We start from the raw sequence: 23,974 nt of genomic DNA, 5'->3' as shown, positions 1-23,974 counted from the left end.
CTATTGTGTCAGCCGGTTTTCGCTGGGAGCGAAGCTGACGAAGAATTCGTTGCCTTCGGGTCCGCCCGCCACAAGCGCCCGGCGCTCGTAGCCGATGGTGGCGCCATGGCGTCGGCACAGCTCGCGGCACAAGAACAGGCCGAGTCCGCTGGAGCGGCTTTCGGAAGAGAAAAACGGCTCGAACAAATGGCGCTGCACCGCCGGCTCCAGCGGCGCGCCGTCGCTCCACACCTGCAGGCTCGGCCGGCCTGAGCTTCCGCGCTGCGTGGTGGTGACGACCTGGATCGAGCCCTCGCGCTTGCCGGCGTAGCGCGCCGCGTTGTCCAGCAGGTTCACCAGCAGCCGGCGCAGGTGCTCGACGTCGAAGCGCACCTCGCTGTCGGCGGCATCGAGCGTGATGAGAACGCCCGGGCGCTGCGTCTGGCGTACCCATTCTTCGGCGAGGGCGCGCACGGCGGGGTCGAGCGCGACCTGCTCGCCGAGCGAAAGAACGCGCTGCTGGCGCGCACGCGAAACGTCGAGCACGTCGTCCACGATGCGTGCGAGACGCTGGGCGTTGTGCTGCACCATGCTGGTCAGCTTTCGGTGCGCGGGATCGGTGAGGTCTTCGTTGAGCAGCGCGCTGGCCTGTGTGATGGCGGCCAGCGGATTGCGGATTTCATGCGCCACTGCAGCCGACATGCGGCCCATTGCCGCCAGCTTCTCGGTGCGGATGCGGGCCTCGAGTTCGCGCAGGTCTTGAAGGAACATCACGCACAGGCTGTCCACGCGCTGGTCGCTGGTGGGCGTGAGCCGCGTGCGCACCCGCACTTCGCGTGCCGCGCCGCGCGCTTGCGCCACCGGAATTTCTTCGGATTGCGGCGCCCGGCGCGCAAAGGTCTGGCGCGCCAGCGCGGCCAGCGCATGCCAAGCGGGCTGCGTGTGCAGCGCAAAGGGCAGGGGGAGCTTGGCCAGGCCTTGGCCGAGGATGGCATCGGCGGCCGGATTGGCCGCGTGCACCAGGCCTTCGGCGTCGATCACCAGCACGCCTTCACTCAGCGTTTCGATCACCAGGTCGTTCACCTGCGCCTGCATTTGCGCACTGCTGCGGTTGCGCTCGGCGGTGGCTTCTTCTCGTGCGAGCCGGCGTGCGAGCTCGTGCGCCAGCAGCGCCACTACGAAAAGCCCGGTGCCCGTGAGCGCCGCCTGCACGAAGCGGGTGGACGAGTCGCCGGGCTGCTGGAGCCAGTGCCAGCCCGCGTCCGCCAGCAACAGCAGCGTGACAGTGGCCGTGGTGCCCAGACCCACGGTCACGGTTCCGAGCACCGCGCTCATGAGCACCGGCAGTGCGAACAGCGGCGTGTAGTTGATGTTGCCGCCTTGCAGCACCTGGAGCGCGGTGAAGGTGCCCAGGTCGATGCCGATGGTGACGAACCAGAGCGCCGCAAAGCCCCGGATCGGCGGCGTGAAATGCGCGTAGCGCGCACCCAGCCAGGTCGCCGCCAGGTAGCCCGCCGAAAGCGCAATGGCCAACGGCTGCATCGTCTGGCCGAGTGCGAAGGAAACGCCCTGCAACAGCACGAGCACCAGCGCCACGAAGCAGCGCGCCGCCATGAAACCGCGCCACAGCCGCAGCAGCGCGGCGCTTTCGCTGCGGCCCGGTTCGAGCACGTCCCAGTCGGTGACGGCTTCGCCGCGCGACCAGAGAGACGAGCTCATGGAGGCGGCACCCGTTCAGCCGCGCTCGGCGGCCTCACGGTGCGCAGCGCTGCAGTAGACCGCGTCGCCCGGGCCGCCGAGCGCATCGCTTGCAGGCAGGTGCAAGCCGCAATGCGCGCAGCGCAGCATGGCCTTGGGCGCGGCCGGTGCGGCGGGCTGGCGCTGGGCGCGGGCTGCCTTTTCGCGCTGCGCGTCGCGCATTTCTTCGCGGCGGTTCTTGCGCCAGAGCCAGATTGCCACCCAGAGCACCGCGAGAACGAGCAGGTATTTCATGCCGTACCGCGCGCCAGCACCACTTCGAGCACAAAACGCGAACCCACATAGGCCAGCAGCAGCAAGGCGGAGCCGGCATACAGCACGCGGCGCGCGGTGCGGCCGCGCCAGCCGAAGCGCGCGCGCCCCACCAGCAGCACGGCAAAGCTCATCCACGCCAGCACCGAGAACACTGTCTTGTGGTCCCACTTCCAGGCGCGCACCGTGGCTCCGTACAGCGTTTCGCTGAACAGCAGGCCCGCCAGCAGCGTGGCGGAAAGCAGAACGAACCCCGCCGTGACGAAGCGGAAGGTGAGCCGTTCGAGCGTGAGCAGCGGCACCCCGGCCTGCGGCTCGGTGGCAAGGCGAATCTGCTTTTCAGCCCGCGTGATCAACCAGGCATGCACCACCGCGGCGCCGAACAATCCATACGAGGCAATGCCCAGTGCCAGGTGCAGCGGTAGCCAGGGCGATGCCGAAACGTGCAGCGGCGTGCCGGGAAACAGAACGGCCAGCACCACCGCGGCCGCGCCTAGCCAGGCCAGCGCCCGCCGAACTTTCAGTTGCGGGTACATGCGGCTTTCGACCGCGTAGACGGTAAGCACCAGCCATGCCGTGACGGAGAGCGCCGGCGCAAAGCCGAAGCGCGGCTGGCTGCCGATCAGGCCGTGGGCCAGCACCGCGGCATGCAGCAGCCATGCGAGCCCCAGGGCCCACTGGGTGGCTTTTCGGCTCAGGCGGGCGCCCGCGGCGGCGGCAAATCCGTAGGCAGCCGCGGTGGCGATGCCCAGCGCCACGGCAAGTGGGGAGGGGATCGCTAAAATCATTGCAGGAGTGTAATAGGCTCGCCGCCAGTCTTCGCGCGCATCGTGGCGCATCGCCAACCCGCTGCCGGGGGCAACACCTGCGGTTCGGCAAAGCCGGTCCGGCGGTGTTTCGCGAATGGGCGCAAGCGGCCGACACTCACATCAGTTACGACTTCCCAATGACCCGCCGCGGCGGGCAGCAAGGCATTTCTTCCATGGCCACCGCCCTCTCAGAAAAGTTCTCCCGCCTCGTCAAGACGATGAGCGGCCAGGCGCGCATTACCGAAAGCAACGTGCAGGACATGCTGCGCGAAGTGCGCATGGCGCTGCTCGAGGCCGACGTGGCGCTGCCCGTGGTGCGCGACTTCGTCGCCCGCGTGAAGGAAAAGTCACTTGGCCAGGAAGTGCTGGGTTCGCTCAAGCCGGGCCAGGCGCTGGTCGGCATCGTCAACCGCGAACTCGCCGCCACCATGGGCGAGGGCGTGTCCGACATCAACCTTGCGGCCCAGCCGCCGGCGGTGATCCTGATGGCCGGCCTGCAGGGCGCGGGCAAGACCACCACCACCGCCAAGCTGGCCAAGCACCTGATCGAAAAGCGCAAGAAAAAGGTGCTGACCGTGTCGGGCGACGTCTACCGGCCCGCCGCCATCGAGCAGCTCAAGATGGTCACCAAGCAGGCCGGTGCCGAATGGTTCCCGAGCACGCCGGACCAGAAGCCGCTCGACATTGCACGCGCCGCGCTCGACCACGCCAAGCGCCACTTCTTCGATGTGCTGCTGGTCGACACGGCCGGCCGCCTGGCGATCGACGAAGTGCTGATGACCGAAATCAAGCAGCTGCACGGAGCGCTCGATCCGGTCGAAACGCTGTTCGTGGTCGATGCGATGCAGGGCCAGGACGCGATCAACACCGCCAAGGCCTTCAAGGACGCGCTGCCGCTCACCGGCATCATCCTGACCAAGACCGACGGCGATTCGCGCGGCGGGGCGGCGCTGTCGGTGCGCCAGGTCACGGGCGTGCCGATCAAGTTTGCCGGCACGAGCGAGAAGATCGACGGCCTGGAGGTGTTCGACGCCGAGCGCCATGCCGGCCGCATCCTGGGCATGGGCGACATCGTTGCGCTGGTCGAGCAGGTCACGGCCGGCGTCGACGTGGCGGCGGCGCAGAAGCTCGCGGCCAAGGTCAAGAGCGGCGCGGGCTTCGACCTGAACGACTTTCTCGGCCAGCTGCAGCAGATGAAGCAGATGGGCGGCCTCTCCAGCCTGATGGACAAGCTGCCGCAGCAGATGGCCGCCAAGGCCACCGAGGCCGACATGACCCGCGCCGAGCGCGACATCCGCCGCAAGGAAGGAATCATCCAGAGCATGACGCCGCTGGAGCGCCGCAAGCCCGAACTGCTCAAGGCCACCCGCAAGCGCCGCATCGCGGCCGGCGCCGGCGTGCAGGTTCAGGAAGTGAACCGCCTGCTCAACGAGTTCGAGCAGATGCAGGGCATGATGAAGAAGATGAAGGGCGGCGGCCTCATGAAGATGATGAAGAAGATGGGCGGCATGAAAGGCATGGGCGGAATGGGTGGCCCGGGCGGTCCCAAGCTCCCGTTCTGAGCCCCACGCATATATATAGGTAGACAGAAGCCCGCCGAAGGATGCTCCGGCGGGCTTCGTCGTTTCAGGTCTGCACGTCGTAGACCGTCGCGTGCGCCTCCACGGGCGCCGGCAGCTCCCAGCGATGCAGCATCCGCTCGATGCCCGCGTTCGATAACGTGGTGTCGCGCTCGCGGTTGCGGCGCATCAGCTCGGGATGCGGCACCTCCAGGTACACCAGCTCGATCCGGGCGTGATACGCCCAGAGCAGGTCCAGCGTCTTGGTGCGCATCTGCTGGCTCAGGTGCGTGGCATTCCAGACGAAGCGCTCCTGCTTGCGCAGCAGCGCCTTGGCCCCATCGACCGCATGGTGCGCGGCCAGCCCGTCGTTCTCGCCGTGCTTCAACCCCAGTTCGGCACGCGCATCGTCGAATGACACCACCGGCCAGCCCTTGCGATGCTGCGCCACCCAATGGTTCTTGCCACTCGCGGGCAGGCCGCACATCACCGTGACCTGCGAACCCGCAGCCTGGAACAACGGGTAGTCGGGACTGGTGTCCGCGCCACGGAAGTAGGCCAGGCGCGTGTGTGCATCGGCCATTTGGCGAGAGCCTTCCCAGCAGCCTTCTTCCCGGGCCAATTCCTCGAAAAGCGCGATGTCGGCCATGCTGTCTGCGCGCTTCTCGCAGTGGCGCCCGAGCATGTCGCAGCGCGCCACGCAGCACAGGTCGGGCAGGCTCAATTCCCACGAGAGCTTGTGCACCAGCCACTCGGGCCGCACCCCCTTGCGCGAGGCAAAGGCATGGAACGGCAACTGGTGCACCGCGATGATCCGGCACACGGCTTCGCGCAGCGCGAACGGCACGCGGGCCTTCCACATCAGCACGCGCACATCGACCGAGCCGCGGCGCGAATGGCCCGGCTGGCCGATACGGCCGCTGGCTTCGTCGATCACGGTGGTGTCCGGCTTGGCGATGTCGTGCAGCAGGCAGGCCATGAACAGCACGAAACGGCCGTCGGCGCCGGCACGCTGGTAGTGCGGATCCTGCATCAGCGCGTCCAGCACCATGCGCGTGTGGATGCCGACGTTGCCTTCGGCGTGGTAGTACGGGTCTTGCGGCGTCTCTTCAAGGCGCAGCAGGGCCGGCAGCAGTTCGCAGCACTCGGCCCAGTCGTAGCCCTGCGGAGGCGTCGGCACCAGTGCGCGCAAGTCGTCGTAGGTCATCGCGGCCTCCCTGTTGTTGTCAGTTCTGCGGGGTCGCGGAACGTGCGTAGCCCCAGGTCTTTCCAGCCCACTTGCGGCGTCGGCGCGTAGAGGTCGACACCTGGCGCGAGCTGGTTGGGCAGCACGGGCCGGCGGCTGTGGTGCGAGCCCGAGTCGAGGATGGTCTGCACGAAATCAGGCCGCACCCACTTGTAGCGGCCGGTCACCTCGCCCTGCGACTCGGTCTTGAGGTACAGGCCCTCAGCCAAGTCGGACAGGTCGGTTTGCTGCCGCACGAGCTCGAGCGGCTGGCCTTCCTGCATCACGGCCTGTTCGAAGGCCACTTTCCAGCCGGCGCTGCGCGCGAGCGATGGCCGCACGAGCGAGCGCAGTGCCTTCGCCTGGTGCGGCATCTCGCCTTCGTAGAGCACGGGTACCGAAAGTACCGGGCTGCCGTCGAGCAATGCGTGCCGTGCGGGTGTCGACAGGAAGCACTGCGCTTGGCGATCGTAGAGGTCGAACTCCAGAAAGAACGCGGGCAGCCGGTCGTACCAGCAGCTGTGCTTTGCAAAGCACCACTCGCCGTACATCACATAGCGGTCCTCGAGCCGCTCGAGCAGCGTCGGCTCGTGGGCGGCGGCCCAGTGCTTGAACAGGTTGAACTGGCGCTCGCTGGCGCCGCCCGCGAGATAGTGGCCGCGCGATTGCAGCAGCAGCTCGCCCCCAGAGGTGAACGACACGGCTGCATTGGCGCCATCGAGCTTTTCCTCGATGACCACACGCTGGCCCTGCAGCGCGGACAACGGTGTCTGGCCATCGTCGGTGTCGCCGGCCTGCAAGCGCGAGCCTTCCAGATGCGCAGTACGCGGGTACTTGAGCAGTGGAACGGATGAAAGAGAAGAGAGAGGGAACACGTTGTTCTCCAGATGCAAATCAGGAAGAACCGACAACGTGCGGGAGCGAAGCTGGAAGAGAGATCGACTCGGCGGCCGAAGCGGGCCGTGCCTGGTCAGTGAGGGAACGCAGCTAGGCGCCCGACATGACCAGCGAGTGGTGTTGTCGGCGTCAGAGGGTGGTGACGGCGAATCGGGGCACTTGGCGCTCCAGGGGATCGAGGGATCCGTGGGTTGAAAAAGGAAGGCGCGATTCTAGCCACGCACCATAAAAAAAGCCGACCCTGAGGCCGGCTTTTTTTGGGGCTGTGTCTTCAGCGCATCAGGCTGTGGCCAGCGCCGCGGGACGCGCAAGGCGCACCGCATGCATCCAGGCGCGGCGCAGCACGGCCGGCGAACGCGATTCCTCGGGAATCAGCAGGAAGCCGCGATCGCGCAGCGACGTGCCCAGTGCGATCTGGCTGGTCAGCACCGTGAGCGGAATTGCCAGCAGCAGCGGCAGGCCAACGGGCATGAGCCAGATCAGCGCGCTCGGGTCGATCATTGCAACGCCCAGGGCCAGCGCACCAACCACCACGCTCATGGGAGCGAGCTGCGACACGGCAACCTTCCACGGCACGGCAGCGGCTTCGCGCGGGGGCGACTTCCAGTCGAGCTTGATGCCGGTGAGGGCAACCAGCACGAACAGCGAGTGGGCCAGCATGCGAACCGGCGCCTGCACGATGGCCAGGGCGCTTTCGAGCACCGAGCTCTTCACCAGGCCCCACAGGCCGCCGTACTGGCGTTGCTCGCCGCGCATCAGCACGGCGGCAATGCCGAGCACGCGGGGCAGGAACAACAGGCACAGGGTCCAGATCCACAGGCCGGCCAGTTCCGCCGGCAGCACGCTCCAGCTGGAGATGAGGCTCGAGCCGCTCAGCCACAGCGCGGTGCCCAGCGTCAGGAAAGCCAGCCACAGCGGCGCCGAGACATAAGCCATGGTGCCGGTCACGAACATTGCGCGGTGCACCGGGTGAATGCCGGGTTCGGCCATCAGGCGGGCGTTTTGCAGGTTGCCCTGGCACCAGCGGCGGTCGCGCTGGAGTTCGGCCAGCAGGTCCGGCGGTTGCTGCTCGTAGCTGCCGACCAGGTCGGCGCAGAGCCACACGTTGTAGCCCGCGCGGCGCATCAGCGCGGCTTCGACGAAGTCGTGCGACATGATGCCGCCCGACATGCCGCCGGTGCCCTTGATGGGCGCCAGCGCGCAATGCTTCATGAAGGGCTCGACGCGGATGATCGCGTTGTGGCCCCAGTAGTGCGATTCGCCCAGTTGCCAGAACTGCATGCCCAGCGTGAACAGGCGGCCCGTCACGCGGGAAGCGAATTGCTGCGCGCGGGCATGCAGCGTCACGTGGCCGATGGCCTGCGTGGCGGTCTGGATGATGCCGGCGGTGGGGTTGGCTTCCATCAGCTTGACCATCGAGGTTAGGCAGTCGCCGCTCATCACGGAGTCGGCGTCGAGCACGACCATGTAGCGGTAGTCCTTGCCCCAGCGGCGGCAGAAGTCGGCCACGTTGCCGGCCTTGCGGTGCGTGCGGCGGGTGCGCAGGCGGTAGTACACCTCGACCTGCGGCTGGTTCGGGCTGTCGGCCAGTGCGGCGCGAAGGTCTTCCCAGGCGGCGCGTTCGGCGGCGGCGGTTTCGGGCGAGTAGCTGTCGGACAGCACGAACACGTCGAACTGCCTGGCGTGGCCGGTGGCCGCGACCGATTCGCAGGTGGCGCGCAGGCCTGCGAACACCGTGGCAACGTCTTCGTTGCAGATCGGCATGATGATCGCGGTGCGAGCTTCGGGGTTCATCGGGTGGTGGGCCACCTGCTTGACCGACAGGGCGTGCTTGTCACCGCGCACCGAGACGTAAAAGCCCATGAGCGCCGTGACAAAACCGGTGACGACCCAGCCCGAAAGCAGGCCGTACAGGCCGATCTGGCCGTATTCGAGCCAGATGTTGTCGTAGTCGGGCTGCACGCCGGCAAACAGCGCGGAGGCAATCACGGTGCTCAGCAGCGTGAGCGCCATGAAGGCGAAGCGGCGCTGCGCGGCGGCGCGCTGCCATGGCTGCTTGACCTGTTCGCCGGCTTCGGCGGTTTGGCTTTCCGGCTTGCCGCCGGCGCCGAGCTTGACCAGCAGGGCGGTGCCGATGCTGTTCCAGAAGCCGCGCCAGGGGCGGGGCGCCATGGAGCCGCGGTTGACCGGCGGAGCGGTCACGGAATTAGGGTGGCGTTCTTCGCGCACCGGGCTGCGGTGCGAAAAGTCGGCTTCGGTCAGCACGTTCAGTTGGGAGAAGTCGTTCGGCTTCATGTGTGATTTACCAACGTTGCTTGTCGAGGGAAGGGGTGTCGCCAATGGCAGGAAAGCGCTTGATCACGCAATCCGGTTCGGCGCCGCCTGCGCTTGCGAGCGCGGCCAGCGAATGACCGGCGGCACGGGGCCGCACGGGGGAAAACTGCTTTTGACGCAGGCCGTCGCGCTGCTGGCGCAGTGCGAAAGATGGGCTGTTGAGTGCTGTCATGCCTGTACAGGGGCAAACCCTGTGCCAGGATGAAAAAACGCTTTCAGATCAACAACTTGGCGCGATCTGGATGCGATTTTCGGAGTTGGAGCCGGTTGGGAGGCTCTGAAACCCCTGTTTTTGTCGCCGAATCCCGACAAGCCTGGGAGGCTGGCGGAAAAGATCCTTTTAAATCAACAACTTAGCGACGTCGCTAGTCGGCGACAGGCTCGCTGCCCGGAGCGACAGGGTCGGCCTTGAAGTGGCCCGGGGTGAGTTCGTGCTTTTGCAGCAGGCGATAGAACTCGGTGCGATTGCGGTCGGCCAGGCGGGCCGCGTCGGCCACGTTGCCGTCGGTCAGCTTGAGCAGCCCGACCAGGTAGTCGCGCTCGAAACGCTGCTTGGCCTCGGCATAGGTCTGGACCTCGACCGTCGGCACCCGCAGTGCCCGCTGCACCAGCGCCAGCGGAATGAGCGGCGAGCTCGACAGCGCGCAAACCTGTTCCACCACGTTGTAGAGCTGCCGCACGTTGCCCGGCCAGGCGGCGGTGGCCAGCGCCTTCAGTGCCTCGGGCGCGAAGCCGGACAGGCGCTTGCCGTACTTGGTCGACAGCTTCTGCAGGAAGTGGTTGGCCAAGAGCGGAATGTCCTCGCGCCGGGCCGACAGCGGCGGCAGCGTGAGCGTGACCACGTTCAGGCGGTAATAAAGGTCTTCGCGGAACTGGCCCGCTTCCATGGCCGCGTCCAGGTCGCGGTGGGTTGCCGAGATGATGCGCACGTCGACCTCGATCGACTGGCTGGCGCCCAGCGGCCGTACCGCGCGCTCCTGCAGTACCCGCAGCAGCTTGACCTGCAGCGCGGGCGGCATGTCACCGATTTCGTCCAGCAGCAGCGTGCCGCCGTCGGCCTGCTGGAACAGGCCCTTGTGGTTGGCGTGCGCGTCGGTGAAGGCGCCCTTCATGTGGCCGAACAGTTCCGACTCGAGCAGCGCCTCGGGAATGGCGCCGCAATTGACGGCCACGAAGGGCTTGTCGGCGCGAGCGCTCGCGCGGTGAATGGCACGCGCCAGCAGCTCCTTGCCGGCGCCGCTGTCTCCGCGCAAAAGCACCGAGGCGTCCGACTTGGCGACCATGCGCGCTTCGGCCAGCAGTTCGGACATGCGGTTGCTGCGGCTCACGATTTCGGCGCGCCAGCTTTCGTCGCCGGCCTTGGCGGGCGTGCTGGCGGGGGCGCCGAGCGCCAGCGCCTGGGCGATCTTGTCGAGCAGCTCGCGGCCGTCATACGGCTTGGTGAGATAAGTGAACACGCCGCGCGCCGTGGCCTCGACGGCATCCGGAATGGTGCCGTGGGCGGTGAGCAGGATCACCGGCAGCGAGGGGTGGCGCTTTCTTATTTCATCGAACAGCTGGAGCCCGTCGCGGCCGGGCAGCCGCACGTCGCTGAGCACCAGTTGCGGATGCTCGATCTCGAGCTGGGTGAGCGCGGTTTCGGCCGAGCTCACGGCAGTGACCTGGTAGCCGACCGAACTCAGCCGCATCGAGAGCAGCCGCAGCATGTCCGGATCGTCGTCCACCACCAGCAGGCGCGCGCCGGTCGTGCTCATCGAAGAACCTCTTTCTGCAGCCGCTGGATGTTCATGGGGTGGGCTTGGTGCCGTTGGGTGGGGGCAGGGTGGGTGCCGGTGCGTTCGGGCGCGCGAAGCTGCGTTCGATGGCGCGCAGCGCTTCGATGCGGTCGTTCAGCTGGTCGATGCGGCGCTGGCTTTCGCGCAGCTGCTGCACCTGCTTGTCGCGGTCGTCCTCGACGCGGCGTTGCTCCACGTAGCGCGCGGCCAGTGCGCGCGCGAGCGGCTGCAGCGGCTGCGCTTCGGGTAAGGGGTTGGCCGCCACGCGCTGCATCAGGCCAAGGGCGCGCGCCAGGTCGGCCGGCACGCGCGTTTGCGCAAGCAGCAGCGCCAGCTGCATTTGCGCGCTGGGCGAATCGCCCGGATCGCCGGCGCGGGTGATCTCGGCGCTCAGCTCGGCGCCGCCCAGCGGACGCACCTTGTCGGCATAGGCCAGCATCGCCGCCACGGGGCCTTGAGTCATCAATGTGAAGAGCGATGCCGGCTGCGTGGCCGGCGCCTTGGGCTCGGCCTCCACGGGCATCACGCGCGGCACCACGGGCGGCGGCGGCAGGGCGGTGGCCTCGGCCGGGGGCTCGGGTTGCGTCGCGCAGGCGGCCAGCAGCAGGACGAAAGGCACGGCCATCGCCCCGTAGAAGGTCGAACTGCGGACGAACGAAAAAGACATGGATCGACGAAGGAAAGACAAAAGGCAGTGTTTCAGGTGGATGCCCGGAGGCTTCACGAAGGATTGGCGGTGGGTTGTTCTGGAGGCTGGATCCGGGATCAGGCCGTGCGCGGCAGTTCGATGCGAAAACGCGCGCCAGGCCCGCTCGGCTGCAGGGTGATGCGGCCCCCATGGGCAGCAATGTACTCCTGCACGATGGAAAGGCCGATGCCGGTGCCCTTGACCGCATGCTCGGGTTGGCGTTCGCCCCGGTAGAACGGCTCGAAAATGCGGTCGCGGTCGCTTTCGGCAATACCCGGGCCGGCGTCATTGACATCGATGCAGGCCGAATCCGGCGTGCTCGACACCACGATATTGATGACTCCGCCGCGCGCCGAATAGCGGATGGCATTGGACAGCAGGTTGGCAATGGCGGTGCCGAGCTTGGTGCGGTCCACCGTGACCGTGAGCGGCTCGCCCTCTGCGCGCACGCGCAGGCCGTGGGCTTGCCACTGCAGGCGCTGCGCCTCGATCTGTTCCTCGATCAGCGGCAGCAGCTCGGTGCGTTCCCGGCGCAGCTCGCGCGCCTCGAAGGCCGCGGCATTGAAGCGCAGCAATGCCTCGATCTGGCCCTGCAGCGACACGGTGTTCTGGTTCAGGATTTGCGCCACTTCCAGCTGGGCCGGGTTGAGCGGCCCGGTCACACCGTCTTCGAGCAGCGAGACACCTTCCCTCAGCGCGGCGAGCGGCGTTTTCAGTTCGTGCGACACATGGCGCAGGAAGCGCGCCTTGTCGGCGTCCAGTTCGGTCAGGCGCAGGCGCAGCCACTCCAGCTGCTGCGACACGCGCCGAATGTCGGCCGGACCGCGAATGTCGATCGGCTCGTCGAGCCGGTTTTGCCCGAGGCCGACGATGGCGTGCTCCAGCCGCTTGAACGGGCGCGCCAGCCAGATGCCGAAAGCCAAGGCCAGAGACACGGCGAGCACGCTGGCGGCGATCACTTCGCGCATCAGGCGGCGGCGTGCGTTCTCGATGCGCTTGGCCAGCGCATCGTTTTGCGTTTCGATGAGGAACTGCGCCTGCTGCGCCAAGTTGGTGTTCAGCGAATCGAGTTCACGGAACTGCATGGCCATGGTGCTTTCGCGCGAGAGCGCGCTGTCGGCGCTTCCGCTCATCAGGCCTTCGATCACGCCGAGCTGGGCGCGCCACATCTGGATGCCCGCCGGCGCAAGGCCGTTGTTCTCGAGCCGTTCGAGCACCTGGTGCGCTTCACGCGCGGCATCGTCGAAGCGGCGGCGCAGCACGGCGTCGTTCAGCACCAGCGACTGGCGACCGGCGCGCTCCATGGCCGCGCTGCGCTCGGCCAGCGACTGGGCCGCGCCCGAGAGCCGCAGCGCACGGGCGGCCGCATCGCGGCTCTGGCTCATGAGCGCGTCGTACTGGAACACAGAGCGCAGCACCACGCCCACCAGCAAGGCGGTGATGAGCAGGAATGCGAAAAGAAGGAGCTGCTGGAACGAGCCCCGCGTCGATGGCCGCTTCGCCATCAGGCGGCGAGCGCGGCCGGAGCCGGCGCCGTCGACGTTTCGCGCGTGGCCACTTCGCCGCGCAGCGTGTAGGCGAGCGAGCGCGTGATGCGCAGGTCGGCCATTTGCCCGACGAGCCGTGCATCGCCTTCGAAGTTGACCACGCGGTTGCACTCCGTGCGGCCCATCAGTTCGTTCGCGTCCTTGCGCGAAGCCCCTTCGACCAGCACGCGCTGCGTGGTGCCCACGAGCGCATCGCCGAAGCGGCGCACGTTGCCGTCGATCACGCGCTGCAGCGTTTGCAGGCGCGCAAGCTTCACCGCATGCGGCGTGTCGTCGTGCAGCGCCGCGGCCGGCGTGCCAGGGCGCGGACTGAAGATGAAGCTGAAGCTGTTGTCGAACTTGCAGTCGTCGATCAGCTTCATCATCTTGGCAAAGTCTTCGTCGGTCTCGCCCGGGAAGCCGACGATGAAGTCGCTGGAGAGCGCAAGCTCGGGCCGGATGGCGCGCAGCTTGCGCACCGTGCTCTTGTATTCCATGGCGGTGTAGCCGCGCTTCATGGCCATCAGGATGCGGTCGCTGCCGTGCTGCACGGGCAGGTGCAGGTGGCTCACGAGCTGCGGCACCTTGGCGTAGGCCTCGATCAGCCGTGGCGTGAACTCGTTCGGGTGGCTGGTCGTGTAGCGGATGCGCTCGATGCCGGGGATCTCTGCAACGTACTCGATGAGCAGCGCGAAGTCGGCAATTTCCGCCGTATCGCCCATGCGGCCACGGTAGGCGTTCACGTTCTGCCCCAGCAGCGTGACCTCGCGCACGCCCTGGTCGGCCAGGCCGGCAATCTCCACCAGCACGTCGTCTAGCGGGCGGTTCACTTCCTCGCCGCGGGTGTAGGGCACCACGCAGTAGCTGCAGTATTTGGAGCAGCCTTCCATGATCGACACGAACGCCGTAGCGCCCTCCACCCGTGCGGGCGGCAGGTGGTCGAACTTCTCGATCTCGGGAAAGCTGATGTCCACCTGCGGGCGGTCGAGCCGCTCGCGGTCGTTCAGCATTTCGGGCAGGCGGTGCAGCGTTTGCGGGCCGAACACGATGTCGACGTAAGGCGCGCGCGCGATGATGGCATCGCCCTCCTGGCTGGCCACGCAGCCGCCCACGCCGATCTTCACGCCCTTGGCCTTCAGGTGCTTCACGCGGCCCAGGTCGGAGAACACCTTCTCCTGGGCCTTTTCGCGCACCGAGCAGGTGTTGAACAGGATCAGGTCGGCCTCGTCCACGTTCTGGGTGGGCTCGTAGCCCTGCGCGGCGTTCAGCACATCGGCCATCTTGTCCGAGTCGTACTCGTTCATCTGGCAGCCGAAGGTTTTGATAAAGACTTTTTTGCTCATGGGGTGCTCTCTTGCCCTCCCGAGCGGGAAGGCGGAATACCGGACGCGCGCGGCGTCCGGAAGCGCGGCGGGCGAGTGCCCGCTGGCATTTTTATTGCGTGTTGACGGTGTCGTTCGTGGTGAACGGCCAGATGTTCAGGAGCGGCTTGTCGAGCGATTCGCGCCTGGCAACGGCTTCGTCGGGCGTCAGGATCCAGACCTCGCGCAGCAGGCCCGCTGCGTCACGCGTGTAGTTGACCAGGTATTTCTGACCCGTGATGGCACTCGACATGACCAGCATGTTCTGGGCGCTGCGGATGCGTCCGCCAGGCGCCATGCGGTCAGGCTTGCCGTCGAGTTCGACGTCGACCCCGTCGATCACCATGAACTTGCCGCGCAGCGTGCCAACCGGGAACGTGCGGCCGCCTACGAGCGACTCGTTCTGCGTCTGCGGCCGGGGAATGTCGGCCTGGGCCGCCGCGTCAATGGAAAAAAGGCTTGCAGCTACTGTGCAAAGCGCTATGAAAGTGAGAGCATTCGTGGGTTTCTTGCAGCGGTTCATGGGGTATATCCAGAGGCTGTGGAGCGGCGATTTTAGCGGCGAGGTTGAATTCGGCCTTGCGCCTGCCACAGCGGGTTGTGCACGGGCCATTGCGTTGCCGCTTTACTTATCTTTACGGTACCCGTCGACACTGTGAACTGGCCGCTGATCCAATAGCCGCTGTCAGCCCAAAGTGCACAAAAAATCCATGAAGAAAAAACTCGTCTTCGCCCTTGCAGGTGTGTCGATCGTAGCCGCCGCGGGATGGTGGTGGAGCGGATCTGGCGATCGTCTTGCCGCAGGCAGCGCCAAGCCTGCCGCGGGCGCCAAGGGCGTGGCACCCGCCGACGGCGCGCCGCCGGCACTGGTAACGCTCGCAACCGCCGTGCGGCAGGACGTGCCGGTCACGGTCCAGGTCAACGGCAGCGTGGTGTCCCTCAACAGCGTCGATCTCCGGCCGCAGGTCACCAATACCGTGGCGGCGGTGCACGTGAAGGAAGGGCAGTTCGTCAAGGAGGGCCAGTTGCTCTTCACGCTGGACGACCGCAATGACCAGGCCAACCTGGCCCGCGCCCGCGCGCAGCAGAAGCGCGACGAGGCCACGCTGGCCGACCTGGAGCGCCAGTACAAGCGCAGCCAGGAACTGCTGGCGCAGAACTTCATTTCCAAGAGCGCCACCGACGCCACGCTGTCGCAGCTGGAGGCGCAGCGCGCCGCGGTGGCGGCCGACCGCGCCGCGGTGCAGTCGGCGCAAGTGGCGCTGGGCTACGCCACGCTGCGCGCGCCCATCGCCGGGCGCATCGGCGCCGTCAACATCTATCCCGGCACGCTGGTGCAGCCCACGCTGTCCCTCGTCACCATCACGCAGCTCGATCCCATTGCGGTGAGCTTCCCTGTGCCCGAGGCCAATCTGCAGGACCTGCTGGCCGCCGCGCGCAGCCGCGCCAAGGTCGAGGCGCTCGTGACCGGCCGGCGCGAGCCGCTGAGCGGGGTGCTCAATTTCGTCGACAACACGGTCGACCCGCAGATCGGCACCGTGCGCGCGAAGGCGGTGTTCGACAACGGCGACCAGAGCCTGTGGCCCGGCCAGTTCGTGGGCACGCGCATCACGGTGCGCACGCTGGCAGGCGCCACCGTGGTACCGGCCGCGGCGCTCATGATGCTGCCCGACGGCGCCTCGCTCTACGTGGTGGACCAGGCCGGCACCGCGGCGCGCCGCAAAGTCCAGGTGCTCTATACCTTCGGCACGAAGGTGGCGGTGAGCGGCGTCGAGCCGGGTGAGCAGGTGGTCATCGAGGGCAGCCAGAACGTGCGCCCGGGCGGCAAGGTCCGCGTCGACGCAAAGGCCGCGCCGGCGGGCACGACCGGCGTCACACCGGGCAGCGCGGCCTCGTCGGACGTCAAGACCCCGCGGGAACGCGCATGAACATCTCGGAGCTGTGCATCCGCCGTCCCGCCATGACGGTGCTGTTGTCCGCCGCGGTGGTGGTGGCGGGCATCTTTGCGTATTTCAGCATTCCGGTCGCCGCGCTGCCGAGCTACAACACACCGGTCATCAACGTGAACGCCCAGTTGCCGGGGGCAAGCCCCGACACCATGGCCTCGTCGGTGGCGCTGCCGCTCGAGAAGCAGTTCTCGACCATTCCGGGCCTGCAGACCATCAGCTCGGTCAACACCCAGGGCGTGAGTTCGATCACGCTCGAGTTCGTGAGCAGCCGCGACATCGATGCCGCCGCCGTCGACGTTCAGGCCGCGCTGCTGCGCGCCCAGCGCCAGTTGCCGCAAGAGCTCACGCAGCTGCCTTCGTACCGCAAGGTGAATCCGGCCGATGCGCCGGTGCTGTTCATCGCGCTCATTTCGCCGTCGATGAACCCCTCGGAGCTCAACGACTACGCAGAGAACCTGATCTCGCCCACGCTCTCCACCATCGACGGCGTGGCGCAGGTGGCCGTGTACGGGCGCAAGGCCTTCGCGGTGCGCATCAAGGCCAATGCCGATCTGCTGAACGCCCGCAACATCACGCTCGACGAACTTGCCAGGGCCGTGAATTCGGCCAATGCCAACACGCCCGTCGGCACGCTCGACGGGCCGCGCCAGACGCTCACCATCCAGGCCAACCGGCAACTCACGAAGGCCGAAGACTTCGCCAAGCTGATCATCGGCCAGCGCAACGGCGCCCCGGTGCGGCTCGACGAAGTGGCCACCATCGAAGACAGCTTCGAGTCGGTCAAGACCGCGAGCAGCTTCAACGGCCAGAGCTCCATCTCGCTCGCTGTGCAGCGGCAGCCCAATGCCAACACCGTGGAGGTGGTGGACGCGGTGCGCGCGCTCATTCCGCGCTTCAAGGCGGAGCTTCCGCAATCGGTCGAGATCCACATGGTGAACGACCGCTCGCTGTCCATCCGCGAGGCGGTGCACGACGTGCAGCTCACGCTGCTGGGCACCATCGCGCTGGTGGTCATGGTGATCTTCCTGTTCCTGCACCGGCTGGTGGCCACGCTGATTCCAGCCGTCACGATCCCGATCTCGCTCATCGGCGCGGTGGCGCTGCTCTATGCCTTCGGCTACAGCCTGGACAACGTGTCGCTGCTCGGCATCACGCTGGCCGTGGGCCTGGTGGTGGACGACGCCATCGTGGTGCTCGAAAACATCATGCGCTATGTCGAAAAGGGCATGGAGCCCTTCGCGGCGGCGCTGCGCGGCGCGCGAGAGGTGGGCTTCACCATCATCTCGATTTCGATTTCGCTGGTGGCGGTGTTCATCCCCATCTTCTTCATGCCGGGTGTCATCGGCCTGTTGTTCCACGAGTTCGCGGTGGTGGTGGCGCTGGCCGTGCTGGTGTCGGCCGTGGTGTCGCTCACGCTGGTGCCGATGCTTGCGAGCCGGCTGCTCAAGCACACGCCACGTCCTGAAGGCGCCATCGACCACGAAGAAGAGCATCCGGAACCCGGAACCGCCATCGGCCGCGCCTTCGAGCGTGGTTACCGCTGGGTGCATGGCACCTACATGCGAACGCTCGACTGGACTCTTGGCCATCGCACGCTGATGCTGCTGGTGGCCGGCGCCACCTTCGTCGTCACGGCCTGGCTGTTCGTTTCCATACCGAAGGGCTTCTTCCCCGAGGAAGACATCGGGCAGATCCAGATCACCACCGAAGCGGCCGAGGACATTTCCTTCACCGCCATGAATGCGCTGCAGGAGCGCGTGGCCGCTTCGCTCCAGGCCGACCCGAGCGTGGCCTACGTGAGCTCGTTCGTCGGCGTGGGCGGCCCTACGGCCACGCAGAACTCAGGCCGCCTTTTCGCCGTGCTCAAGCCGCGCAGCCAGCGCCCCAAGATGGCCAAGGTGCTCGAATCGCTGCGCCAGCGTTTCCGGGAGATTCCGGGCATTGCGGTCTACATGCAGCCGGTGCAGAACCTGCGCCTGGGCGGCCGCCAGAGCAAGGCGCGCTTCCAGTACACGCTGCAAAGCGTGAACGCCGGCGAAATGGTGCCGTGGTCCACACGACTCATGGAGCGCATGCGCGCCGACCCGGTCTTCCGCGACGTCACCAGCGACTCGCAGAACCGCGGCCTGCAGGCCACGCTGGAAATCGACCGCGACAAGGCCGGCGTGCTCGGTGTCGCGGTGGGCGACCTGCGCCTGGCGCTGTACAACGCGTACGGCGACCGGCAGATCGGCAGCATCTACGGCGCGAGCAATACCTACCAGGTGATTCTGTCGGCCGCCGACAGCGACCGCCAGTTCGAAGACGACGTGTCGCGCCTGTCGGTGCGCAGCACCGGCGGCCAGTTGGTGCCGCTGTCGGCCTTCTCGACCGTCAAGCGCACCGTGGGGCCGACCTCGGTCAACCACCAGGGCCAGCTGCAGGCGGTCACGGTGTCGTTCAACCTTGCGCCCGACGTGCCGCTGGGCAACGCGACCGCGAAGATCGACCAGTTCAAGGCAGAGCTGAAGATGCCGCAGTCGATCATCACCACCTACGGCGGCGATGCGGCGGTGTTCCAGAGCTCGCAGGCCAGCCAGGCCGTGTTGCTGGTGCTGGCCGTGCTGGTGATCTACGTGCTGCTGGGCGTGCTGTACGAGAGCTACATCCACCCGTTGACCATCCTGGCCGGGCTACCCTCGGCGGCTGTGGGCGCGTTGATCTCGCTGAAGATATTCGGCTTCGACCTGACGCTGATCGCGACCATCGGCATCCTGCTTTTGATCGGCATCGTGAAGAAGAACGCGATCATGATGATCGACTTCGCGCTCGATGCGCAGCGCACCGAAGGCATGAAGCCGGTCGACGCCATCCGCGAGGCCTGCCGGCTGCGCTTCCGCCCGATTCTCATGACCACGCTGGCCGCGCTGATGGGCGCGCTGCCGCTTGCGCTCGGCCTGGGCGCCGGTGCCGAGCTGCGCCAGCCGCTGGGTGTGGCGGTGGTGGGCGGGCTGATCTTCTCGCAGGTGATCACGCTCTACATCACGCCCGCGATCTACCTCGCGCTCGACCGCTACAGCGGCACCGGGCCGATGGTCGATCTGCCGGGCGAGGCCAAGACCGAAGCCGATGCCGCCGGGCACACGGCGTCGCACGCCTAGCCTAGGTCGTTGTTTCGTCGAGAACGTCGTCGTCCGCCGCCAGGTGGGCGGTGTCGCTCCAGCCCACAAGGCTGAAGCCTTCGGGCGTCCACAGCATGCGGTTGATGGCCGCATTGCCGAGTTGCCAGGTGCGCGGCGCCTGCAGTTCCTGGCGGGTGGCGGCGCGGTAGAGCACGTCCATCACGCCGCCGTGCGCCACCAGCACCACCAGCCGTCCCGGGTGGCGCGCGGCCAGTTTCGATGCGATGCGCGTCACCCGCTCGCGAAAGGCCAGCAGGCTCTCGCCGCCTTCGGGCTCGAACTCGGGGTCGCGCTCGCGCCAGCGTTTCGCCTGCTCGGGCAGGGTGGCCTCGATCTCCGCGAAGCTCATGCCCTCGAAGTGGCCGAAGGCGCGCTCGCGCAGGCCGGGCTCGGGCTGCACCGTGAGGCCGTGGGGCTTTGCAATTTCCTGCGCGGTTTGCCAGGCGCGCGACAGGTCGCTCGCGTAGATCACGCCGATGTCTTCGTCCGCCAGCGCGTGCCCCACGCGCCGGGCCTGCCACAGGCCCGTGGCGTTGAGCCCGATGTCGAGCTGGCCTTGAATGCGCGTGTCGACGTTCCAGGCGGTTTCGCCATGGCGAACGGCAATCAAACGGGTAATTTCTTCCATCCGGCGGGATTCTAGAAGCGCGTCATTTCTTTGCCGTGGGCAGCTCGATGTTCACCCGGCGTTCGCCCTGCGGCGGGTTCGGAAAGCCCTGCAGCGCGGCATCGAACATCACCGGCAGGATGGTCGAGCTGATGTTGTACGGGCCGTCGTTGCGGGCGCGCGTTTCGTAGACCACGCGGTTCGAGCCGATGTCGCGCAGCACGATGCTTACTTCGCGCTCGTACCAGGGATTGGCAGCCGGCGGCATGAAGGCCGGGCCGCCGTACCAGCCGCCGCCATACCAGCGGCGGGCGTAGCCGTGATACCCGTAGCCGCCATAGCCCCACGGGCCGTCGAAAAGCCACGGGTCTGCCCAGGGCGAGAGGCCGGCCGTCACGCGCGCGCCGATCTGCGCGCTGTAGGTCGGGCGAGCATCGTCGCGGCGCAGGCCCACCTTTTCGAGCGCCGCGGCGGCCATTGCTTCCAGAGATTCCTGCCGGGCGGCGTCGGCCTGCTGCGAGGGCAGGCGCTCGAAGCGGTAGGTGGCGCCGGGCGGCACCGCGGCGAGCGAAGAAAAGCTCTTTACGTCGCTGTCGACCACCCAGGAGGTGGCGCAGCCGCTCAATGCTGCTGCAAAAAAAAGAGCAAGAAACGCACGTTTCATGAGGGTCTCCGGGCTCGCCAGCCCCAAATTCCCCTGGGTTGCCCGGTTCAGCCCTGAAGGATGCGCAGGGCTGCAGGTGCCTGGGAGAGCAAGTCGAAAGAGGGCGCGTCGAAGGCCTTGTCGCCGTCTTCGTCGGCCACGCCGGTCGCCTTCAGACCCTTGAAGTCGTGCCGCGTTCCGTCGAGCAGGTGCGAAGGCACCACGTTCTGCAGTGCGGTGAACATGTTTTCCACGCGGCCGGGGTGCTTCCTGTCCCACTCGCGCAGCATTTCGCCGACCTGCTTGCGCTGCAGGTTTTCCTGGCTGCCGCACAGCGTGCACGGAATGATCGGAAATTCGCGGTGCTGGGCCCAGCGCACCAGGTCTTTCTCGGCCACGTAGGCGAGCGGGCGAATGACGATGTGCTTGCCGTCGTCGCTCACCAGCTTGGGCGGCATGCTCTTGAGCTTGCCCGCGAAGAACATGTTGAGAAAGAAGGTCTGCAGCATGTCGTCGCGGTGGTGCCCGAGCGCCACCTTGGTGGCGCCCAGCTCGTCGGCCACGCGGTACAGGATGCCGCGGCGCAGCCGGCTGCACAGGCCGCAGGTCGTCTTGCCTTCGGGGATCACGCGCTTGACGATGCTGTAGGTGTCCTGGTTCTCGATGTGGAAGTCCACGCCGAGCTCGCTCAGGTACTTGGGCAGCACCTCTTCCGGAAACCCGGGCTGCTTCTGGTCGAGGTTGACCGCGACGATGTCGAAGTGAATCGGTGCCCGCGCCTTCAGCTTGAGCAGGATGTCCAGCATGGCGTAGCTGTCCTTCCCGCCCGAGACGCACACCATGACCTTGTCGCCCTCTTCGATCATGTTGTAGTCGACGATGGCGCGGCCCACCTCGCGGCACAGGCGCTTTTCGAGCTTGTGCGTCTCGCGCTCGATCTTCAGGGAATTGGTGGCGGCGCCGGCGACGGGCGCCTCGTCGATCCAGACGGCGTTCATTGGTGGGCTACTTCAGGCAAATGAGGGAAAGACCCCCGATTTTGCCTTGGATCACCATTCCCCGGCTTCGATGCGGATAGCCACCTCGCAGTCGTCGAAGATTTCGAGCTTGGCGATCTTCACCCTTACGCCCCGCACACCGGGCAGCTGCAGCAGCCGCTGCGCGAGCTTGCCGATCAGGCTTTCGAGCAGGTTCACATGCTCGGCGGTGCACTCGTCGATGATGATGCGGCGCACCTTGCGGTAGTCCAGCACGTGAAAGATGTCGTCGTCCTGCGGCAGCAGCGGCTGCGAGCCGAGGTTGAGCTCGGCATCGACCAGGATCGGCTGGGGTGCCCTCTTTTCCTGCTCGAGGATGCCCAGGTTGGCGTCGAAGCGCAGCCCCTGGAGGGTGAGAGTCTGGTGGCCGTGCGATATGGAGGACATGGTGTTGGTGGTGCTCACATGAGCGAGAAATCGCGCTCGAATCTCATCAGGTGCTGGCCGCCGTCCACCAGCAGCGTGGTGCCGGTGATCGAGTTGTTCTCCAGCGCAAATTTCACCGTGGCCACCACATCGGCGGGCGTGGAAGAGCGGCCCAGCGGCGACAGCTTGTGCAGCTGGGCAAACTTTTCGTCGTCCAGCATGTGGCTCGAAAGCGTGAGGCCGGGCGCCACGCCGACCACCCGCACGCGCGGCGCCAGCGCCAGCGCCAGCATGGGCGTGGCGGCTTCCAGCGCGGCTTTGGAGAGCGTGTAGCTCAGGAAGTCGGGGTTGGGGTTCCAGAGCTTCTGGTCGAGCAGGTGAACCACCGCGCCTTGCGCATCGCGCAGCGCCAGGTGGTCGCGCAGCGCCTGCGCCAGGAGAATGGCGGCGCCGGTGTTGCTGCGCGCATGGCGCTCCATGAGCGCATAGCTGAAGCTGGCCGCGTCGTCATGCTCGAAGAGCGCCGCACTGTGGACCACCGCATCGACCCCGCCGAAGTGCGCCGCCACTCGCGGCAGCAAGGCACGGGTGGCGCCTTCGTCGAGCAAGTCGGCCTCGAAGGCGGCCGATTTGTCCGAGAGCGCCGCGCATTTGGCCGACGTTTGCTCGGCCTCGATGCGAGAGCTGCGGTAGTGCACCGCCACCTGCCAGCCCCCCGCGGCCAGCGCCAGCGCAATCTCGCGCCCCAGCCGGCGGCCCGCACCCGTGACGAGGACGGTGCGGGGGCCTGCGGAAAGCGGTGCTGTGCTCATGCGGACAGAGAAGGGAGAATCGGGGGGTGACGACAAAGACGACGAACAGTTTACCCATCGCCATCGATGCCCTGATCGCCCGCGCCGTGGAACGCGCCGGCGGCTGGATCGGGTTCGACCGCTTCATGGCGCTGGCCCTGTATGCGCCGGGGTTGGGCTACTACGCCAACACCTCGGCCAAGTTCGGCCACATGCCGTCTTCAGGCAGCGACTTCGTGACCGCGCCCGAACTCACGCCCATGTTCGGCCAGGCGCTTGCCGCGCAGGTGGCCGAGGCGCTGCAGAAGACCGGAACCGACACGGTCTGGGAATTCGGCGCCGGCTCCGGCGCCCTGGCGGTGCAGCTGCTGCATGCCCTCGACGAAATGGGCCGCACCGACGTGCGCTACCGCATCGTCGATCTTTCGGGCACCTTGCGCGAGCGCCAGCAGCAGGCCCTGGTGCGCTATGCAGACAGAGTCGAATGGCTGGCCGAACTGCCCGAATCGATGCAGGGCGTGGTGATTGGCAACGAGGTGCTCGACGCGATGCCGGTGCAACTGCTGGCGCGCGTGGGCGGCCGGTGGTTCGAGCGCGGCATCGTGCGCGATACGCAAGGTTCCGGCTGGACCTGGGCCGACCGAGAGACCGCACTGCGGCCGCCGCTCGAGGTGCCGGGCGAGCACGACTACCTGACCGAAATCCATCCTCAGGCCGAGGCTTTTGTCGCGACCCTGGCGGACCGCCTGACGAAGGGCGCGGCCTTCTTCATCGACTACGGCTTTCCGGAGCGCGAGTACTACCACCCGCAGCGCCACATGGGAACGGTGATGTGCCACCGCGCGCACCAGGCCGACGGCGATCCGCTGTCCGACGTGGGCTACAAGGACATCACTGCGCACGTCAACTTCACGGGCATTGCGCTTGCGGGGCAAGAGGCGGGGCTCGAAGTGCTGGGCTATACCAGCCAGGCGCGGTTTCTGCTGAACTGCGGGTTGCTGGCGAGGATGGAGCAGAGCTCTACCGCGGAGAGGGGAACGGCGGCTCGGCTCGTTCATGAGCATGAGATGGGGGAGCTGTTCAAGGTTGTGGGGTTTGCTGTGGGGGAGGCTTGGGAGGCGATGGGGTTTGTGGAGGGGGATCGGAGTCATACGCTCTGACTCTGCTGGCTTGGTTTTGATTCCGAGGCCGGGTCTCGCCCCGGCGGGCGACCTACTTTTCTTTGCTTCGCCAAAGAAACGTAGGCAAAAGAAAGGC

General features: G+C 66.9%; 21 protein-coding genes. 4 read left to right on the top strand and 17 right to left on the bottom strand.

What is annotated here, in order from left to right; genetic code table 11:
• From V9L20_RS16125 to V9L20_RS16115, 3 genes are read right to left on the bottom strand one after another with little or no spacing between them, the layout of a single operon-like run.
• Window positions 1-1,698, bottom strand: coding sequence for a two-component system sensor histidine kinase NtrB (locus V9L20_RS16125; RefSeq protein ID WP_337297361.1), 1,698 nt, complete (start codon window positions 1,696-1,698; stop codon window positions 1-3).
• 15 nt (window positions 1,699-1,713) lie between these two features.
• The gene (locus V9L20_RS16120) at window positions 1,714-1,971 is read right to left on the bottom strand and encodes a PP0621 family protein (protein ID WP_157612073.1); all 258 of its coding nucleotides are present in this window, start codon (window positions 1,969-1,971) and stop codon (window positions 1,714-1,716) included.
• A complete protein-coding gene (locus tag V9L20_RS16115; RefSeq protein WP_337297360.1) occupies window positions 1,968-2,777 on the bottom strand; it encodes a cytochrome C assembly family protein in 810 nt (269 codons plus the stop codon). The genes V9L20_RS16120 and V9L20_RS16115 overlap by 4 nt, the downstream gene beginning before the upstream one ends.
• A gap of 194 nt (window positions 2,778-2,971) precedes the next feature.
• Between V9L20_RS16115 and ffh the strand changes: the two genes are divergently transcribed.
• Window positions 2,972-4,360: a signal recognition particle protein gene (gene ffh / locus V9L20_RS16110; RefSeq protein ID WP_258504072.1), complete on the top strand. Its 1,389-nt coding sequence runs from the start codon at window positions 2,972-2,974 to the stop codon at window positions 4,358-4,360.
• Window positions 4,361-4,424: 64 nt separating this feature from the next.
• Here the strand turns inward: ffh and V9L20_RS16105 are convergent, their stop codons facing one another.
• From V9L20_RS16105 to V9L20_RS16065, 9 genes are all read right to left on the bottom strand, one after another.
• On the bottom strand, window positions 4,425-5,564 hold the full coding sequence (locus tag V9L20_RS16105) for an AAA family ATPase (protein WP_337297359.1): 1,140 nt from the start codon (window positions 5,562-5,564) through the stop codon (window positions 4,425-4,427).
• The gene (locus V9L20_RS16100; protein WP_337297358.1) at window positions 5,561-6,457 is read right to left on the bottom strand and encodes an RNA ligase family protein; all 897 of its coding nucleotides are present in this window, start codon (window positions 6,455-6,457) and stop codon (window positions 5,561-5,563) included. The genes V9L20_RS16105 and V9L20_RS16100 overlap by 4 nt, the downstream gene beginning before the upstream one ends.
• 301 nt (window positions 6,458-6,758) lie before the next feature.
• Window positions 6,759-8,774: a glucans biosynthesis glucosyltransferase MdoH gene (gene mdoH / locus V9L20_RS16095; RefSeq protein ID WP_337297357.1), complete on the bottom strand. Its 2,016-nt coding sequence runs from the start codon at window positions 8,772-8,774 to the stop codon at window positions 6,759-6,761.
• A 7-nt stretch (window positions 8,775-8,781) separates the two neighbouring features.
• Window positions 8,782-8,985, bottom strand: coding sequence for a hypothetical protein (locus V9L20_RS16090; protein ID WP_126747965.1), 204 nt, complete (start codon window positions 8,983-8,985; stop codon window positions 8,782-8,784).
• Between the two features lie 193 nt (window positions 8,986-9,178).
• Window positions 9,179-10,567 (bottom strand): sigma 54-interacting transcriptional regulator, encoded by a 1,389-nt coding sequence (locus V9L20_RS16085; protein WP_337297356.1) that lies wholly within the window; start codon window positions 10,565-10,567, stop codon window positions 9,179-9,181.
• A 31-nt stretch (window positions 10,568-10,598) separates the two neighbouring features.
• Entirely contained in the window at window positions 10,599-11,255 is a 657-nt protein-coding gene (locus V9L20_RS16080) for a hypothetical protein (protein ID WP_337297355.1), read from the bottom strand.
• Between the two features lie 98 nt (window positions 11,256-11,353).
• Window positions 11,354-12,781, bottom strand: coding sequence for a sensor histidine kinase (locus tag V9L20_RS16075; RefSeq protein WP_157612079.1), 1,428 nt, complete (start codon window positions 12,779-12,781; stop codon window positions 11,354-11,356).
• Complete coding sequence (gene miaB / locus V9L20_RS16070) at window positions 12,781-14,145, bottom strand: tRNA (N6-isopentenyl adenosine(37)-C2)-methylthiotransferase MiaB (protein WP_337297354.1); 1,365 nt, start codon at window positions 14,143-14,145, stop codon at window positions 12,781-12,783. Before miaB ends, V9L20_RS16075 begins: the two co-directional genes overlap by 1 nt.
• Before the next feature lie 91 nt (window positions 14,146-14,236).
• Window positions 14,237-14,686, bottom strand: coding sequence for a hypothetical protein (locus tag V9L20_RS16065; protein ID WP_258504079.1), 450 nt, complete (start codon window positions 14,684-14,686; stop codon window positions 14,237-14,239).
• Window positions 14,687-14,873: 187 nt separating this feature from the next.
• Here V9L20_RS16065 and V9L20_RS16060 point away from each other — a divergent pair, with 187 nt between their 5' ends.
• On the top strand, window positions 14,874-16,091 hold the full coding sequence (locus tag V9L20_RS16060; RefSeq protein ID WP_258504080.1) for an efflux RND transporter periplasmic adaptor subunit: 1,218 nt from the start codon (window positions 14,874-14,876) through the stop codon (window positions 16,089-16,091).
• Window positions 16,088-19,252, top strand: coding sequence for an efflux RND transporter permease subunit (locus V9L20_RS16055; RefSeq protein WP_337297353.1), 3,165 nt, complete (start codon window positions 16,088-16,090; stop codon window positions 19,250-19,252). Before V9L20_RS16060 ends, V9L20_RS16055 begins: the two co-directional genes overlap by 4 nt.
• 1 nt (window position 19,253) lies before the next feature.
• Here the strand turns inward: V9L20_RS16055 and V9L20_RS16050 are convergent, their stop codons facing one another.
• Genes V9L20_RS16050 through V9L20_RS16030 form a run of 5 tightly spaced genes read right to left on the bottom strand, consistent with a single transcriptional unit; the run spans window position 19,254 to window position 22,738 of the window.
• Window positions 19,254-19,901: a histidine phosphatase family protein gene (locus V9L20_RS16050; RefSeq protein WP_258504082.1), complete on the bottom strand. Its 648-nt coding sequence runs from the start codon at window positions 19,899-19,901 to the stop codon at window positions 19,254-19,256.
• 22 nt (window positions 19,902-19,923) lie between these two features.
• The gene (locus V9L20_RS16045) at window positions 19,924-20,544 is read right to left on the bottom strand and encodes a DUF4136 domain-containing protein (protein WP_337297352.1); all 621 of its coding nucleotides are present in this window, start codon (window positions 20,542-20,544) and stop codon (window positions 19,924-19,926) included.
• Between the two features lie 47 nt (window positions 20,545-20,591).
• On the bottom strand, window positions 20,592-21,521 hold the full coding sequence (gene ttcA / locus V9L20_RS16040) for a tRNA 2-thiocytidine(32) synthetase TtcA (protein WP_337297351.1): 930 nt from the start codon (window positions 21,519-21,521) through the stop codon (window positions 20,592-20,594).
• A 51-nt stretch (window positions 21,522-21,572) separates the two neighbouring features.
• Entirely contained in the window at window positions 21,573-21,947 is a 375-nt protein-coding gene (locus V9L20_RS16035) for a dihydroneopterin aldolase (RefSeq protein ID WP_337297350.1), read from the bottom strand.
• A gap of 14 nt (window positions 21,948-21,961) precedes the next feature.
• A complete protein-coding gene (locus V9L20_RS16030; RefSeq protein WP_337297349.1) occupies window positions 21,962-22,738 on the bottom strand; it encodes an SDR family oxidoreductase in 777 nt (258 codons plus the stop codon).
• Between the two features lie 26 nt (window positions 22,739-22,764).
• Between V9L20_RS16030 and V9L20_RS16025 the strand changes: the two genes are divergently transcribed.
• Entirely contained in the window at window positions 22,765-23,877 is a 1,113-nt protein-coding gene (locus V9L20_RS16025) for a class I SAM-dependent methyltransferase (RefSeq protein WP_337297348.1), read from the top strand.
• The last annotated feature ends 97 nt before the right edge of the window (window positions 23,878-23,974 follow it).

It is taken from the genome of Variovorax sp. CCNWLW225 (assembly GCF_037204045.1).
Taxonomy (GTDB): domain Bacteria; phylum Pseudomonadota; class Gammaproteobacteria; order Burkholderiales; family Burkholderiaceae_C; genus Variovorax.
The sequence above is the reverse complement of the archived record's forward strand: the minus strand, read 5'-3'. Positions and strand labels throughout refer to the sequence as shown.